A 16,465-nucleotide genomic window follows, 5' to 3' on the forward strand; every position below is an offset into this window, starting at 1 on the left:
GCTAAAGTCTTTAAAACATAAAAAATGGTCGGAATTTTCTTCCGACCATGACTACCGATTTGGGAGCTTTTATTTTTTAGAAATAGGACCGGATAAATCTCAGCCGGTGTGTATGTTTGTTTTGGTCTTTGTTGAAGATGCCGCTGGTGTCCAAGCTGTCAATCCTCACTTTGCCGTGGGCATGGATGATTTTCTGATCTGCCAGGATAATCCCAACATGGATGATCCGCCCTTCTTGATTTTCAAAAAAAGCCAGATCGCCAGGTTTTGATTCTTCTATGAAAGTGAGAGCTTCTCCCAATTCGGCCTGCTGGTAAGTATCCCTAGGGATTTTAATACCATGAATTTTGTAAACAATTTGTGTAAAACCGCTGCAGTCGATTCCAAAAAAACTTTTGCCACCCCAGAGATATGGGACATTCAAGAATTCTTTGGCACAGTTCACAATACTTTCACTGAGATTGGCACCACGGTTTGGAGAAGTGGTATCAAAAATGACTTCTGAACCGATGGAAAGCAGGGTTCTGCCATCTTCTAACATAGCGGACTGAAAAGCCTCTTTAACCAAATTGATTTTTCTTGATGCTAAGTAATCTTCAGAAACAGGTGAGATTTGCTTGGTATCCATCCACGCTTCGTAATGATCATAGTGCGTAATGATCTTGGTCCAGTTATCTTTGACTTCTACGATGTCTGCAGATTCGCCATAAAGCAGTTGGGACACGATTTCGCTTTTGTCCGAGCTGTCTGCTCTTAGCGGCGCGATGGAAACATTGCAAATTCCTTTAGTCATTTCTCAAATCAATTAATGTCTTTAAAAATACGGATTATTTCTTTCTTATCAGGTGCAATCCGTCCCGCAAAGGTAAGATTAGATTTTCATAATCGGGATCTTCGGTTACAATTTTGTTCACCAGTTTTATCTGTTCTGTCTGTTTATCTTTTGGATTATTTTCAAGAACTTTACCATACCATAGCACATTATCTATCAGGATAATGCTGCCGGAGCGCAATCGGGGTTTAATCAATTTCAGGTATTCGGTATAGCTTTCTTTATCTGCATCAATAAAAATCAGATCCCAGACTTTGTCCAGTTTTTTTATTTCCTCTTTGGCATCACCAATGATGAATTCTATTTGATCCTTATAATCGCTTTCGGTAAAATATTTTTTGGGGATATAGGCCAGTTCTTCGTTTTTATCAATGGTATATATTTTACCGTCTTTTGGCAAACCTTCTGCGATGCTTAGCGCGGCATAACCTGTAAAAGTACCAATTTCCAACACATTTTTTGGCTGAATAAGATGTGACAGAATGCTCAACAAACGCCCTTGCAGGTAGCCCGAAATCATGTGTGGCTGAGTGGTTTTCTGATACGTTTCTTTTCTAAGCTTTTTTAGAATAGCAGGTTCTTCGGAAGCATTGTCTTCCAGATAACGATCCATTTCTTTATCTAATTCTTCAAAATAACTCATTGGTAAATCAGCGTTTGGTTAAGGCTTCAAAGTTAATCTATTTGTTTCTGGTAACAAATTTTGTTTGGTTGTTGTAACTGCAGCCCGGCTTGAACGGAGCTCTTTTATGCGGAGGAACGACGAATAAAAAGCGGGAGTGGAAGACGGAAAAGCTGCCCAAAAATAAAAAAAACCTCGCCATCTCTGACAAGGTTTTGTAATTTCTGACAACTATCAGCCGACAACTGTCAAGTAAATCAATTTATTTTTTAACCGGAGCGATGTCCATCAGTTTCATGAACTCATCTAGTTTTGGCATAATGATGATCTCTGTTCTACGGTTTTCTGACCTGCCGGAAACAGAAGCATTTGTTGTTTTCGGATTGTACTCGGATCTACCACCAGCCGTAATTCTGTTAGGATTAACGCCAAACTGTGTTTGAAGGATTTTGGCAACTGCAGTAGCACGCAATGCAGAAAGATCCCAATTGTCTCTAGGAACATTGGCACTTGCAAGTGGTGTATTATCTGTATTACCTTCTATTAGAACACTGTATGTATCGTAGTCGTTAATTACTTTAGCTACTTTTCCCAGCACTTCCTGAGCCGCAGGCAATACATCAAATTTACCAACCTGATAAAGCATTTTGTCTGAAAGAGAGATCATTACAACACCTTTCAATACTTTAACATCTACATCTTGATCTGCAATGTTGTCCAAAGAGCGTTTAAGTTTATTGGATAATGCGAGATTAAGGCTGTCATTTTTAGAATTGCTGGAAATCAGTTGCTTGATATATTTGTTAGAAGCGTTGATTTCTCCCACTAATTTATCAATATTGGTAGATGATTTTCCCGAATTGCTAAGACACGCGTCTAAACTTGATTTTAAAGCATTGTTTTGCCCAACTAGTAAATCGTTTTGCCCTTTCAATGCGGAGTTTTGACTGTTAAGATCCTGTATTTGGCGTTGCCTTTCACCTGCATCGGTCACGCATTGTTTGTAATTGAGATTAAGTGCATCGTACTGTTTTTTGCTGACACAGGATGCCAACGAAAGACCCAAAGCAGAGATGGTCAGGATTTTAAATAACTTCATAATTCAATATTTATTTGTTTTATTTCTGGATTAAATTATCGATCCGCTAAGATTGCTTAGATGGTTTCAAAAATAAGAATTAATAAGCTTACATTTGTTGTTATAACCTAAACGGCCGTTATAAAATTGTGTTAAATCTTATTTCTTTTCAAAACAATCTTTCACAACTGGTGTCCAATTCGCAGCAAAAAACATACCTTTTGGCTGTAAGTGGTGGTGTAGATTCTATGGTTTTGGCTGATCTTTTTAGACAATCGGGTCTTGATTTTCAAATGGCTCACGTCAATTACCATCTTCGGGGAGAGGCTTCTAATCTGGATCAAAAAGTTGTGTCGGACTTTTGCGAAAAACACGATATTCCTTTCCATCTTTATAGTGTATCGGAAAAGGACCAGCAGCCGGGAAACTCGATTCAGAACTGGGCGAGGAAATTAAGGTATGATTTTTTTCGAGAGATTCAGAAGCAAGAGAATCTGGATTACCTTGTGACGGCGCACCATCTTAATGATCAGTTGGAAACTTTTGTTATTAATCTTTCCAAAGCATCTGGTATACGAGGTTTGGCAGGTATTCCTAGGAATGAAAACAATGTGATTCGTCCTCTTTTGGATTTTTCTAAGGATCAAATTTATGAGTTTGCTAGAGAAAACAGGATTGAATTTCGTGAAGATCAATCCAATCAGAAAACTGATTATTTGAGGAACAAAATAAGGCATCATGTAGTCCCTGAACTGGAAAAACTGAACCGTAGTTTTCTAGATAATTTCTCAAAAAGCATCCGTTATATTAATGAAACCAAAGATTTTATTAAACAAATAGTAGATGAAAAACTGAAGGGGTTGGAGATTGATTCATCAGATAATAAAATCATTATTGATAAAGAGAAGTTGGCGAAAGAACCGCAATTGATCCGCTACGAGATCTTGAAAAGATTGGGGTTTACAGATGAACACGAAATGCAAAAAGTTTTAACTGCTCAAACCGGTAGCTCTTTCTTTAATTCCGAATTTCATTTAATCATCAATCGGAATGAATTGATTTTTAGTAAAAAATTGGAAGTTGGAAGTGGGGAATCGGCAGATTCAATTATTCTAGAGGTTTTAGAAAATGAAATTGTAATTCCGGAGAATATTCGGAAAGAAATTCAGGAGTTTGGGAATTGTACGTGGAAAATTGATGCTGACAAAGTCCAATTTCCACTAAAATTGAGGAAAAAAAAGGAAGGCGATTTGTTTTTTCCTATTGGGATGATTGGCAAAAAAAAGATTTCCAAATTTTTTAAAGATGAAAAATTGTCTATTTTAGCCAAGCAAAAAATTTGGCTTCTCTGCGATGCTGCAGAGAATGTTTTTGGTGTGTTGCCATTGCGACAGGATGGGAGATTCAGTTCGGGTAATTCTGATTTTTTGCAGGTAAAAATTTAAAATTAAAAAATGAAAGATTTTAAACTGGTGTTTTCAACACTATTCTTATTTATCATAACCCTTTTCAATGCGCAGATAAAAAATCCGGTTAAGTTCAAATTTGATGTTAATCCTGTAGGGAAAGAGGAATACGAGGCCATTCTTACCGGAACCATCGATGCTGGCTGGCATATTTATTCTCAGGATCTTCCACCAGATTCAGGGATTCCTACAGAGTTTAAAGTAACCTCCAAACAGGGTATTAAGTTATTAGGGAAAGTTCAGGAAATTGGCAAAAAGCACGACGAGTTTTCTGAGGCTTTTGGTGCACAGATCGTTTACTATTCTAATAAAGTGGTTTTCAAACAGAAGTTTAAACCTAAAGATCCGTCAAAACCAGTCACCGTTACGGCAGAGATTATGTACCAGACCTGTAACGATCGCGTTTGCCTAGCACCTAATACTTTAGAATTCGAAAAACAAATCGCAGGATCCACGCCTGTGGAAACAAAAGATGAGGCGAATGTTGCAAAGACGGATACATCTTCTGTGGCTGTGCCGGAAAATAATGCCAGTGTAGCGGTAGTTTCTCCGGTGAGTCAGCAAAAGCAGGACGGTTTAAAAATTAATTCTTTAGATTTCAAAAATCCGTTGACCAACTGTGGCACTGTTCAGGAAAAACCTAACGATGACAATTGGCTGGTGCTTGGGCTTGGATTCCTTGGTGGATTAATCGCTTTGTTGACGCCTTGTGTTTTCCCAATGATTCCGCTCACGGTTTCTTTTTTCACAAAAGGCAGCAAAAATAAGGCAAAGGGGAAACGCGATGCTTTCCTGTATGGGTTTTTCATCCTTCTGATATTTGTCTTGTTAAGCATTCCTTTTCATATTATTGATGGGATTTCGGGTAATATTTTTAACCAGATCTCTACTAATATTTGGCTCAACCTGTTTTTCTTCATCATATTTTTATTCTTTGCGCTGAGCTTTTTTGGATATTACGATATTGTTTTGCCAAGCTGGATTGCCAACAAATCTTCCAAAGCAGAAGAGGCTGGTGGTATGATCGGGATCTTTTTTATGGCTCTAACTTTAGTTATTGTTTCCTTCTCCTGTACAGGGCCAATCTTGGGAAGTTTGCTGGGAGGCGTTGTAGCAGGCGCTACCAATGTTCCTACCTTATTAACATTTGCATTAGCAGGGTTTGGGATTGCGTGGGCATTGGTTTTTGGCCTGTTGGCATTGTTTCCGCAAGCTTTGCAAAGTTTACCAAAATCAGGTGGCTGGATGAACACGGTGAAAGTAGTTCTCGGGTTTATAGAGCTGGCATTGGCACTTAAGTTCTTGTCAAAAGCAGATTTGGTTTCCAAAACATTTTTACTGAAAAGGGAATTGTTTATTGTTATTTGGATCATCATCACAATTGGTTTGGTGCTGTATTTCTTCGGGAAAATCAGATTTCCGCATGATGATAAAAAACCAAAAATATCTTTAACCAGAAGGATTCTGGGCGTGTTCGGGATTGTATTTATTGGTTACTTGGTTCAGGGGTTAATCCCTTCAGAGAAACCGAAATTACAGATGCTGAGCGGGATTTTGCCTCCGCTTAATGTGAGCTATTTGCACAAAGAGGAAGACGGGATCCTTGGGCTAAAACCTTATCATAATTATTTTGAAGCGATAGAAGTTGCGAAGAAAGAAAACAAACCGGTTTTGATTGACTTTACTGGTTACGGTTGCGAAAACTGCAGAAAAATGGAGGAGTTTGTCTGGAGTCAGGATGATGTTTTGCCATTGATCCAGAATGATGTAATCCTTGCTTCGGTTTATGTAGATGATAAAGAAGAACTGCCGGAAAATGAACAAATCAAGATTGATATGGGAGAAGGGCAGATGAAAAAAATCAAAACGATTGGTGATAAATGGAGCCTTTTCCAACAGGTTAATTTCAATAACAATTCACAGCCGCATTATGTTTTGGTAACACCGGATCAAAAGGTGATTAATACGCCGGTTTCCGGTTACATGCCAAAAGAAGATTTCAAAAAATTCTTAAAATGCGGAATAGACTATTTTAAATCCAAAAATTAACGGGCTGCACACGCTCTTAGTTTTTTGAATTTTATTATTACAGCGATTTTTGGTTGGTTCATAATCTGAATAAAATCATAAATCGCTGTTTTAATTAGCCCAATCAAAATTTCATCCTTATTTTTGCATTTCATTAAATTTCAGAATATTCCGTTATTGTCTGCGTTAATTTACTAAGCTTGATATAGTTAACGGCAGTATTTTGAAAATCAAAACAATAGATATCTTTATATGAAAAAGATTCAGGATATTCTTATTTCCACACGCACGATGGCCGTCCTCCTGCTGGCTTTTGCAATTTCTATGGCCGTTGCCACCTTTGTTGAAAACGATTATGGCACGCCTACTGCCAAGGCATTAATCTATGAAGCCAAATGGTTTGAGGCGATTATGTTTTTGCTGATTCTCAACTTTGTAGGGAATATTGGGCGTTACCGTTTATGGAGAAAAGAAAAATGGCCGGTTTTGGTTTTCCACCTTGCGTTTATCCTGATTTTTATTGGTGGTGCCATCACAAGGTACATCAGTTTTGAAGGCACAATGCACATCCGCGAAGGCGAGACTTCCAACGAAATTGTGACCGATAAACATTTCTTCAAAATCAAAATTGAGGAAAAAGGGGAACAACAAAATTATCAGGACATCCCTTATCTTATGTCTCCTCTGCATCATAACTTTCAGGCCACTTATGATTTTCTGGGGAAAGAAAAAATCGTTGTTAAGACACTTGATTATATTCAGAGAAAAAAAGACAGCTTACAGGCCAATCCTGCAGGGAAAGAATACCTGCACATCGTTTCTACCAGCGATATGGGTGGAAGACAGAATATTTACCTGGGCGAGGGCGATGTTCAGGATGTTAATGGGACGTTGGTGTCTTATAACAGGACATCCATTGCTGGTGCTGTTGAGTTTAGAAAAGTGAATGGTGAACTGTTGATCAAAACGCCAAGCGATGCCAATTATATGACGATGGCCACAAAGGCCACTGGCACAACCAAAAAAGACGAATTTCAGCCACTGGCATTACGAAGCCTTTACACCATAGATCAGCTGAAACTTGTGGTGCCAGAAGGAACCAAGAAAGGGAAACTTGTGGCGTATGAAGGGGATAAGCAAAAAGATAAAGATGTCCCGGATTTGATGAAAGTAGAAGTGTCCGGCCCAAAAACAAAACAAATTGTTGACCTGATTGTGGAGAAAGGCAATCCTAATAACTATAAACAAATTCATCTGGACGGCTTGGATGTTATGTTGGGATTTGGTCCAAAAATCTATTTCACACAGCCATTTGCGCTGAAGCTGGATAAATTTGTGATGGAAACTTACCCAGGAAGTTCCTCTCCATCTGCCTACGAGTCCCATGTTAAAATTGTTGACGAAGGCAAGGAAACACCTTATAAAATTTATATGAACCATGTCCTTAATTATAAAGGTTACCGTTTCTTCCAGGCCAGTTTTGACCCAGATAGGAAAGGGACTGTGCTTTCTGTAAACCATGATTTCTGGGGAACGCTGATCAGTTATATTGGTTATGCCTTCTTATTTATTGGGATGTTTGTGACGATGTTTTGGAAAGGTTCTCGTTTTTGGGATCTTAACAGAATGCTGAAGCAGGTGAGCAAGAAAAAGGCAGCAGCAATACTTTTGATGTTCTTGAGTTTTGGATTCAATGCTCAGAAAATTGATATGCACGGTACAGATGGCAGCCATGACGGTCATGCCCATGCAGAAGCAAAACCTGCAGCTACGGGTAAAAACCCGATGGTTTTGGATGCAGATGCCATGGTTAAGAATATCGAGATCAGCAAAGAACATGCGGACAAATTTGGCTACCTTCTGGTTCAGAATTACGAAGGGCGGATTGTTCCCGTTAATACTCAGGCGATAGATATTTTGCATAAGCTTACCAGCCGCGATCATTTTCAGGATTTGGATGCCAACCAATGGTTTTTGGCGGCAACCATAGACCCTATGTTTTGGGCGCAAGTCAACATTATCAAGATAGAAACCAAGGGGAAAGTAGGAAAAGATCTAGAAGCTAAAACCAAAGCAACAGAGGATGGTTTCACCAGTTTGATCAAATTATTCCCTGCGGATAAAAACGGAAACCTGCGTTTTGTTTTGGAAGATGATTACAATGATGCATTCAGGAAAAAGGCTTCTGAGAGAACAAGGTATGACGATGCCGTTATTGCGATCAACGATAAAGTCCAGGTGCTGAATGGTATTATGTCTTACCAATATTTCCGAACTGTTCCTGTGAAAAATGATTCCAATCACACATGGAATTCGGTTATGACACCTAATTTTGAACCGGATGCTAATGCGCAGGCGGTTTTAGGCCCATATTTGTCAAGCGTTTTGTTGGCAACACAAGGCGGTAGCTGGGCAAAAGCCGATGCGGAATTGGCAAAAGTAGAGGCGTACCAGCACAAGTGGGGCAAAAATGTCATCCCGTCTGAATCCAAAGTTAAACTGGAAGTGCTGATGAACGAGTTGGATGTCAATTTCAAATTATTGATTTTCTATACTATCGTTGGCGGTTTGCTTCTCGTTTTAGGCTTTTTGGAATTATTTAAACCAAGTAAAATCCTTCACAATATTGTTAAGGCGCTTATCTATATTGGAGCAGTTGGCTATTTTATCCATTTCCTTGGATTGATTGCCAGATGGTATATTTCCGGTCATGCACCGTGGAGTAATGGTTATGAAGCCATTATGTTCATTTCCTGGATTGGTATTACAGCAGGGTTGGTATTGTACCGAAACTCCAATACGCTGATTCCTGCTGCAGGATTTATGGTAGCAGTTATTATGATGGGATTTGCCCATGGCGCTGTAGGGCTCGATCCTCAGATTACGCCTTTGGTTCCCGTTCTCAAATCTTATTGGCTGGTTGTTCACGTGGCCATTATTGTATCAAGTTATGGATTTTTCTCCTTATCGATGCTGATTGCCATGATCTCTTTGGTTTTCTACATCATTGCCAGTAAAGATGCATTCAAAAGACATAATGACACTACATTGAAAGAACTGGCTGTGGTGAGTGAAATGTCTCTCAATATCGGACTTCTGGCATTGACGGTAGGTAACTTTTTAGGCGGAATTTGGGCTAATGAATCTTGGGGACGTTACTGGAGCTGGGACCCGAAAGAAACTTGGGCTTTTATTTCGATTATGATTTATGCGTTTGTTATACACATGCGTTTGGTCCCTGGGCTTAGAGGCCGTTATACTTTCCATGTGGTGACAATGTTTGCCTTCTGTTCTATGGTGATGACTTATTTTGGCGTTAATTATTACCTGACAGGTCTGCATTCTTATGCCAAAGGCGATCCAATACCGGTGCCACTTTGGGTTTACGTTGGTTTAGGTTACATGGTGCTGTTGTCAGCTATAGCTTATGTCAAATACAAAAAACTAAACGGTAAAAACGAAAAAAGGACACAAGTAGAGCCTTAGTTCTAATCAATACCTTATATCAAATATCAAAATCAGTCTTTCATAAGGCTGATTTTTTCTTTTATTGATTTTGGTATGGAATTGTTCCTGCGTTAATTATCAATCCAGATTTGGATGGCTAATAAATAATTAAGCATATATTAATAATTAGGGCTTATTTTTAAAAATCGTCAACACATACTTTAACTTACCATAAAATTTCATTACATTTGCACGCGTAAAAAACGGATATGCAAAACATTAGAAATATAGCGATTATCGCACACGTTGACCACGGTAAAACTACCTTGGTTGATAAGATTATTCACGCAACACACATCTTCAGAGAGAATCAGGAGAGTGGTGAGTTGATTATGGATAACAACGATCTGGAGAGAGAAAGAGGGATTACCATTCTTTCAAAAAATATCTCCGTCAATTACAAAGATGTTAAAATCAACGTGATTGATACACCTGGTCACGCCGATTTTGGTGGAGAAGTAGAAAGGGTTCTTAAAATGGCTGACGGTGTTATCCTTTTGGTGGATGCCTTCGAAGGGCCAATGCCACAAACCAGGTTTGTACTTCAAAAAGCTTTGGAATTGGGCCTTAGACCATTGGTTGTTATCAACAAAGTGGATAAACCAAACTGCCGTCCGGACGAAGTTCACGATCAGGTTTTTGATTTGTTCTTCAACTTGGATGCTACCGAAGAGCAGTTGGATTTCCCAACGTTCTACGGATCATCTAAACAAGGCTGGTTCAATACATCATTGGAACAGACAGAAGATATTTTCCCATTATTAGACGGGATTTTGAAATATGTTCCTGAACCAAAAATTACGGAAGGTAACCTGCAAATGCAAATTACCTCTCTAGACTTTTCTTCTTTCTTAGGAAGAATTGCCATTGGTAAAGTAACAAGAGGCGAAATCAAAGAATCTCAATGGATTGGATTGGCGCAGGCTGATGGCAAAATTGTAAAAGGAAAAGTTAAAGAACTTTATGTTTTCGAAGGTCTTGGTAAGAAAAAAGTAACCGAAGTGAAAGCCGGAGATATCTGTGCTGTAGTAGGTTTTGATGCTTTCCAGATTGGTGATTCTTTTGTAGATCTTGAGAATCCAGAGCCATTGCCAAGAACGGCTATTGATGAGCCTACGCTTAACATGACGTTCTCTATCAACAATTCGCCTTTCTTTGGAAAAGACGGTAAATATGTTACATCCAACCACCTGAAAGACAGATTGACCAAAGAATTAGAGAAAAACTTGGCATTAAGGGTTCAGCAGACTGATGATGCCAATACGTTCCTTGTTTTTGGTAGAGGTATTCTTCACTTGTCGGTTTTGATTGAAACGATGAGAAGGGAAGGTTATGAGATGACTATTGGTCAGCCACAGGTTATTTTGAAAGAAGATGAAAGTGGTGAGAAATTAGAACCTTACGAATCTTTGGTTGTAGACGTTCCTGAAGAGTTTGCTTCTAGGGTGATCGATTTGGCAACTCAGAGAAAAGGTGACCTTCATATCATGGAGACCAAAGGCGAAATGCAGCACTTGGAGTTTGAGATTCCTTCCAGAGGTTTGATCGGCTTGCGTTCACAGATGCTGACTGCCACTGCCGGTGAAGCGATTATGGCACACCGTTTTACAGAGTATAAGCCTTTCAAAGGTGCGATTCCTGGTAGAAATAATGGTGTTTTGGTAAGCAAAGGAACAGGTCCTGCAACAGAATACTCCATCAACAAACTACAAGACAGAGGCAAGTTTTTTGTGGATCCGGGTGAGGAAATCTACACCGGGATGATTGTTGGGGAACAAAATAAACCAGGTGACCTTGTTGTTAATATTGTAGAAGCTAAGCAGCTGAACAATATGCGTGCAGCAGGTAAGGATAAAGATACGGGCGTTGCGCCAAAAATCTTGTTCTCACTAGAAGAATGTATGGAATATATCCAGGCTGATGAAGCGATAGAAGTGACACCAAACTTCATCCGTATGAGAAAGAAAATTCTTTCCGAAGAAGAAAGAAAACGTGTAGAGCGATCTGCAAAAGGATAATTAAAAAAGGCTGTTTCTTAACTGAGACAGCCTTTTTTGTTTTTTTAATCTTTGTTTTCTAATAAACACGTTCTCCAAAAATCGCTGAACCAACCCTTACAGAATTAGATCCGGATTCAATGGCAATCGGGAAATCGCCGCTCATTCCCATAGACAGAGTTTCCAAAGGTTTAAGCTGGGATAGTTCGTCAAAAAGATTTTTTAGAACCGAAAATTCTTCACGGATTTGTGTTTCGTTATCTGTAAAACTTGCCATTCCCATGAGTCCTTTGATTTCGGTATTAGGGAAATTTCCATTAAGATATTGATTGAAAATACCTCTGGCTTCTTCTGTTGTCAATCCAAATTTTGTGTCTTCTTTAGCGATTTTCACCTGAAGTAATACATTGATTTTTCGATTATTTTTTGCAGCTTCTTTATCAATTTCTTTCAGGAGCTTTTCGCTGTCCACGCTTTCTATCATCGCTACAAACCCGGCAACATATTTCACTTTGTTGGTTTGCAGGTGGCCAATCAAATGCCATTCGATATCGTTGGGAAGGACGGGTTGCTTTTCCAGCAATTCCTGAACTTTGTTCTCACCAAAAACTTTTTGTCCCAAATCATAGACTTCTTTTATTTTCTCCGAAGGATGATTTTTGGAAACCGCTACCAGTTTGACATGTGTGGGAAGTTGTGAAATGATATTCTGATAATTTTGTTCGAGTGACATTTTAATGAAATTTATAAAAATATGGTGCAAAAATAGGCATTAATTATGTCAGGAAAAATCAGTTTATCAATTCGTCTAAAATCCGTAAATTTGATGAAATTTATTACTAATAATAATCACAAATATATGAGTCAGTTTGATGTAACCGTTATCGGTTCTGGTCCCGGCGGATATGTAGCAGCCATCAGAGCTGCCCAATTGGGTTTCAAAACAGCAATTATCGAGAAATATTCTACTTTGGGCGGTACTTGCCTTAACGTAGGTTGTATCCCATCCAAAGCTTTACTGGACAGTTCTGAACATTTTGAAAAAGCAAAACATGATTTTGCAGACTTCGGAATTATCATTAATGAACCACAGGTAGACCTTGCCAAAATGATCGAACGCAAAAACGGCGTTGTAGAGCAAACTACAAAAGGGATCAACTTTTTGATGGACAAAAATAAAATCACCGTTTTTGAAGGCGTCGGAAGTTTTGAATCTGCAACACAGATCAAAGTCAGCAAAAATGACGGTTCATCAGAAACAATTGATTCAAAATATACCATTATTGCTACAGGTTCTAAGCCATCAAGCCTGCCATTTATCCCATTGGACAAAGAGCGCGTGATTACTTCTACAGAAGCGCTTAACCTGAAAGAGATTCCTAAACACCTTATCGTGATTGGCGGTGGTGTGATTGGTTTAGAGTTAGGTTCTGTTTATTTGAGACTAGGTTCTCAGGTAACTGTGGTTGAGTTTATGGACAAAATTATCCCGGGAATGGATGGTTCTTTATCAAAAGAATTACAAAAAGTTCTTAAAAAACAAGGGATGAAATTTGAACTTTCTACCGCTGTTTCTGCTGTGGAAAGAAATGGTGATACTGTAAAAGTAAGTGCAAAAAACAAAAAAGGGGAAGAGGTTTCCTATGAAGGCGATTATGTTTTGGTTTCAGTTGGCAGAAGGCCTTATACAGACGGGCTTGGTTTGGAAAAAGCTGGTGTAGAGCTGGACGAGAGAGGCAGAATCAAAACCAACGATCACCTGCAAACCAATGTGTCTAATATCTATGCGATTGGTGATGTGGTAAAAGGTGCGATGTTGGCACACAAAGCAGAGGAAGAAGGTGTTTTTGTAGCTGAAACATTAGCAGGTCAAAAACCTCATATCAATTATAACCTGATTCCTGGTGTAGTTTATACTTGGCCGGAAGTAGCAGGTGTAGGCAAAACCGAAGAGCAACTGAAAGCGGAAGGTGCAGATTACAAAGTCGGGAATTTCCCAATGAGGGCTTTGGGCAGAAGCCGTGCCAGTGGTGATACCGATGGTTTTGTGAAAATCCTGGCAGATGCAAAAACAGACGAAGTTCTTGGTTTCCATATGATTGGGGCAAGGGCTGCAGATTTGGTTGCAGAAGGGGTTACAGCAATGGAGTTCCGTGCCAGTGCAGAAGATATTGCAAGGATGTCCCATGCACACCCAACTTATGCCGAGGCTGTAAAAGAAGCAGCATTGGACGCTACCGGAAAACGTGCCATCCATATGTAAATTTTTAGATTCAAAATAAATGAACCCTTTCCGTATTTGTTTCATGGAAAGGGTTTTTTGTTTTGAACGGAGGATTATTACCAATTTGTTTCTATTTTTGTTAAAATATTAAATATGATAAAGGAGTTAGATCAAGATTTTACAAGCCTCAATGAGTTTATTGATTTGTTGGGTCCCAGTAAAATATTTATTCTAGTAGATGAGAATACGCACAACCACTGCTTGCCCACACTGTTGCCCAACATGGTTACAGACGCGGCTTTTGAAATTGTGGAAATTGAAGCAGGCGAGGAGAATAAAAATATAAATACCGCCACCCAACTTTGGGAAATTTTAACCGAAATGGAAGCCGACAGGAAAGCTCTGGTCATTAATCTCGGCGGTGGTGTGGTGACAGACCTTGGCGGCTTTGTAGCATCTACCTACAAGCGTGGTGTCCGGTTTATCAATCTGCCAACAACGCTTCTTGCCATGTGTGATGCGTCTATTGGCGGTAAAACGGGCATAGATCATATTTATCTTAAAAATATTATTGGAACATTTGCTTCCCCAGAGGCTATTTTATTTTATCCACCCTTTCTCAAAACCCTCGATTTTGTAGAGTTGCGGAGTGGTTTTGCGGAGATGCTGAAACATGGTTTAATTGCCGATGCAGCACATTGGAAAGATCTCAGTTCTCTTGAAAAAATTACGCCTGAAGCGGTTGCGCCGTTTATCAAAAGAAGCATGGAGATTAAGGAAGATGTTGTAACAAGAGATTTTAAAGAAGAGAATGTCAGGAAAATACTCAACTTTGGTCATACGATAGGCCATGCCATAGAAAGCCTTTGCTTAAAAAATGAGCGACTTATCCCGCATGGGGAAGCCGTTGCATTGGGGATGATTTGCGAGACACATTTGTCTTTGCTAACAGGATTGATAGGTTTGGAAACGTCGTCTTCCGTCATCAGTAAAATCAGAAGGTTTTTTCCACACATAGATATCTCAAAATATAAAAATAGTCAAATCATGGATTTGATGTTTAATGATAAAAAGAATATAGACGGAAACATCAATTTTTCTCTCATCAATGGAATTGGTTCTTGCCTTTATGATCAAAAAGTGAGCGTTGACCATATTATAATGGCTTTAAATTTTTACAAAGAACTTGATAATGCCTAGTTTTTATTGTATATAAATTGTAATAGTAATATATTGTAATTGAGCGTTTTATTTTAATTATTGTAGTGTCGGAGAACTAATAAATATCAGTTTGGTACGTTTTGGCAAAGAATTTGGAATTACCCACTCCGTAAAACAAAAATTTAAAATTAAAACTTGAAATTATGAAAAAGTTATTTTTAGGATTAGGTTTAGTAGCGGGGTCTTTTGCATTGGCACAAACTAGTCCAACATTTGGTATAAAAGGGGGTATGAATGTTTCATCTCTTTCAAAAGATGGAGGATTGGATGATCAATCATCGAAAATTGGATTTAATGGAGGTGTTTTCTTAAACGCGCCGATATCAGAACAGTTCAGCATTCAGCCAGAGGTTTTGTATAACAATCTTGGATCAAAAGTAACATTGACCAAAACCAGTGTAGGAAACAATTCTTATTCTGCAGAGTATGCAAGACATCTTGATTACATTGCAGTACCTGTAATGGCGCAGTTTTATGCAGCACCGAATTTTTATATTGAAGCAGGTCCTCAATTTAGTTTCTTGGTTGACGCCAAAGACAAATATAAAAATACTAAAAATGGATCAACTCAGGATGCGCAATCTTACTCTTTGAACAAAGACAATTTTAACACATTTGACTTTGGTTTAGGTTTAGGATTAGGTTACAACTTTACGCCTCAACTTGGTATTAATGCAAGATATACGGCTGGTTTGACTGATATTTACAAAAACAATACAGGAAGTAATGACAATGTAAGAAACAATGTTTTCCAAGTTGGATTAACATTCAAATTCAGAAAATAATTTAATTAGTAAATAATTAATTGAAAGACCGATTATTTCGGTCTTTTTTGTTTTTATATTTTACTATTTTTGTCATTACATAAAATAATATATATGAAGAAATTTCTAGGATTGGTAGGGCTGGTTATTGCTACGATGTCTTATTCGCAGGCTTTTGGTGTAAAAGGAGGATTGAACATTTCTACCGTAAGTCAGGAGACAAGCTGGTCGGATTCTAATTCCAAATTAGGGTACTATGCAGGTGTTTACATGCATGCGCCAGTAAACAGTGTTTTCAGCATACAGCCGGAACTTATTTATAATAATATGGGTGTTAAGTATGAGAATGGCAACACATCCCATACGCTAAATCTAAATTATATCGCGATGCCTATAATGTTTCAGTTTGAGCCAATTCCGAAACTGTATTTTGAAGCTGGGCCGCAGTTTGGTTTCCTGGTGGGCAACAAGAACAAATATGAAAGCAACAATAAAACAATCATAGAAAAGGACAAAGAGGCTTATAATCAGTTTGACCTTAATGCGGGTATAGGATTAGGTTTCCGTTTTAACAATATGGCAATTGGAGCCCGTTATTTGGTTGGGTTTACAGATATTAAAAAATCGGGTTCAACCAGCTGGAACAATAGCGATAAGCAACTCCGCAACAGCGGCCTGCAAATTGGATTACAGTACGGATTCTAGAAAACTTACTTCTCTCAAAAA

At 38.6% G+C, this 16,465-nt stretch carries 12 protein-coding genes; 8 read left to right on the plus strand and 4 right to left on the minus strand.

Features of this window, described 5'->3' with window-relative positions; genetic code table 11:
* Nucleotides 1-76 precede the first annotated feature (76 nt).
* From AC00Y6_RS12090 to AC00Y6_RS12100, 3 genes are all read right to left on the minus strand, one after another.
* Complete coding sequence (locus AC00Y6_RS12090; protein WP_474490874.1) at nucleotides 77-793, minus strand: C40 family peptidase; 717 nt, start codon at nucleotides 791-793, stop codon at nucleotides 77-79.
* 34 nt (nucleotides 794-827) lie between these two features.
* Nucleotides 828-1,475, minus strand: a complete 648-nt coding sequence (locus tag AC00Y6_RS12095) for an O-methyltransferase (protein WP_474490875.1) — start codon at nucleotides 1,473-1,475, stop codon at nucleotides 828-830.
* Nucleotides 1,476-1,716: 241 nt separating this feature from the next.
* Entirely contained in the window at nucleotides 1,717-2,553 is an 837-nt protein-coding gene (locus AC00Y6_RS12100; protein WP_474490876.1) for an OmpA/MotB family protein, read from the minus strand.
* 128 nt (nucleotides 2,554-2,681) lie between these two features.
* On the opposite strand from AC00Y6_RS12100, the gene tilS reads away from it, so the two are divergent.
* The 4 genes from tilS (at nucleotide 2,682) to typA (ending at nucleotide 11,551) form a co-directional block, all read left to right on the plus strand.
* The gene (tilS, locus tag AC00Y6_RS12105; RefSeq protein WP_474490877.1) at nucleotides 2,682-3,977 is read left to right on the plus strand and encodes a tRNA lysidine(34) synthetase TilS; all 1,296 of its coding nucleotides are present in this window, start codon (nucleotides 2,682-2,684) and stop codon (nucleotides 3,975-3,977) included.
* Nucleotides 3,978-3,986: 9 nt separating this feature from the next.
* The gene (locus AC00Y6_RS12110) at nucleotides 3,987-6,047 is read left to right on the plus strand and encodes a protein-disulfide reductase DsbD family protein (protein ID WP_474490878.1); all 2,061 of its coding nucleotides are present in this window, start codon (nucleotides 3,987-3,989) and stop codon (nucleotides 6,045-6,047) included.
* Nucleotides 6,048-6,278: 231 nt separating this feature from the next.
* Nucleotides 6,279-9,512 carry a c-type cytochrome biogenesis protein CcsB gene (gene ccsB, locus AC00Y6_RS12115; protein WP_474490879.1) on the plus strand — a complete coding sequence of 1,078 codons (3,234 nt, stop codon included), beginning with the start codon at nucleotides 6,279-6,281 and terminating at the stop codon, nucleotides 9,510-9,512.
* A 230-nt stretch (nucleotides 9,513-9,742) separates the two neighbouring features.
* Complete coding sequence (typA, locus tag AC00Y6_RS12120; RefSeq protein ID WP_474490880.1) at nucleotides 9,743-11,551, plus strand: translational GTPase TypA; 1,809 nt, start codon at nucleotides 9,743-9,745, stop codon at nucleotides 11,549-11,551.
* A 58-nt stretch (nucleotides 11,552-11,609) separates the two neighbouring features.
* On the opposite strand, the gene AC00Y6_RS12125 is transcribed toward typA, so the two are convergent.
* Complete coding sequence (locus tag AC00Y6_RS12125) at nucleotides 11,610-12,263, minus strand: YggS family pyridoxal phosphate-dependent enzyme (protein ID WP_474490881.1); 654 nt, start codon at nucleotides 12,261-12,263, stop codon at nucleotides 11,610-11,612.
* A 126-nt stretch (nucleotides 12,264-12,389) separates the two neighbouring features.
* Between AC00Y6_RS12125 and lpdA the strand changes: the two genes are divergently transcribed.
* The 4 genes from lpdA to AC00Y6_RS12145 all read left to right on the plus strand — a co-directional run bounded on the left by lpdA (nucleotide 12,390) and on the right by AC00Y6_RS12145 (nucleotide 16,444).
* The gene (lpdA, locus tag AC00Y6_RS12130) at nucleotides 12,390-13,793 is read left to right on the plus strand and encodes a dihydrolipoyl dehydrogenase (RefSeq protein WP_474490934.1); all 1,404 of its coding nucleotides are present in this window, start codon (nucleotides 12,390-12,392) and stop codon (nucleotides 13,791-13,793) included.
* A gap of 114 nt (nucleotides 13,794-13,907) precedes the next feature.
* A complete protein-coding gene (gene aroB, locus AC00Y6_RS12135; protein ID WP_474490882.1) occupies nucleotides 13,908-14,954 on the plus strand; it encodes a 3-dehydroquinate synthase in 1,047 nt (348 codons plus the stop codon).
* 164 nt (nucleotides 14,955-15,118) lie between these two features.
* Nucleotides 15,119-15,760 (plus strand): porin family protein, encoded by a 642-nt coding sequence (locus AC00Y6_RS12140; protein ID WP_474490883.1) that lies wholly within the window; start codon nucleotides 15,119-15,121, stop codon nucleotides 15,758-15,760.
* A 93-nt stretch (nucleotides 15,761-15,853) separates the two neighbouring features.
* Nucleotides 15,854-16,444: a porin family protein gene (locus AC00Y6_RS12145; RefSeq protein WP_474490884.1), complete on the plus strand. Its 591-nt coding sequence runs from the start codon at nucleotides 15,854-15,856 to the stop codon at nucleotides 16,442-16,444.
* Nucleotides 16,445-16,465: the final 21 nt, after the last annotated feature.

The sequence above is a fragment of the Epilithonimonas sp. genome (genome assembly GCF_056329745.1).